The sequence below is a fragment of the Algoriphagus sp. AK58 genome, from assembly GCF_014324365.1.
Classification (GTDB): Bacteria; Bacteroidota; Bacteroidia; order Cytophagales; family Cyclobacteriaceae; genus Algoriphagus.
Genome location: NZ_QEIG01000049.1, coordinates 1 through 549, shown reverse-complemented (window position 1 = coordinate 549; position 549 = coordinate 1). Strand labels below are relative to the sequence as shown.

Here is a 549-nt window from a genome sequence, read left to right as displayed (position 1 = left end):
GAGATTGCTTCGGGGCTATTACGCAGTCCTCAATATCAAGCTCTTTGACAGCCCCTCGCAATGATTGTAATATCAGTCTTCACCAATTCTGGATCTCTTCCCACAAATCTTTCCATTCTGGATTTAAAGAATTGATCAAATCCTCTTTCCTTTTTCGATTCCCACTTTTGATCTGCTTTTCTCTTACGATTGCTTCCTCAATAGAATGAAAGGATTCAAAATAAACTAATTTGGAAACATTGTACTTGGAAGAAAATGAATTTGGATTTAACCCATTCCTATGCTCAAAAACCCTCCTAAATAAGTCACTTGTAACTCCAGTGTATAAAACTGTATTATGAGAATTGGTCATAATATAAACTGCACCTCCCTTTTTCATGATATCTAAAAGTTAAGTTGAAAATAAAATAAAAATCATGAGATTGCTTCGGGGCAGTCAAACAAATTTACAAATTCAATCTAGATAATTGCCCCTCGCAATGACGGTCACATCACTGAGAGGAGGAACGACGAAGCAGTCTCTTTCTTGCCTTTGGCACGTCACTGCGA

1 protein-coding gene is annotated in these 549 nt (G+C 37.2%); it reads right to left on the bottom strand.

Annotation, left to right across the window (positions count from 1 at the left end):
* Window positions 1-79 precede the first annotated feature (79 nt).
* Window positions 80-379: a GIY-YIG nuclease family protein gene (locus tag DDT91_RS20365; protein ID WP_187178043.1), complete on the bottom strand. Its 300-nt coding sequence runs from the start codon at window positions 377-379 to the stop codon at window positions 80-82.
* Between the last annotated feature and the right edge of the window lie 170 nt (window positions 380-549).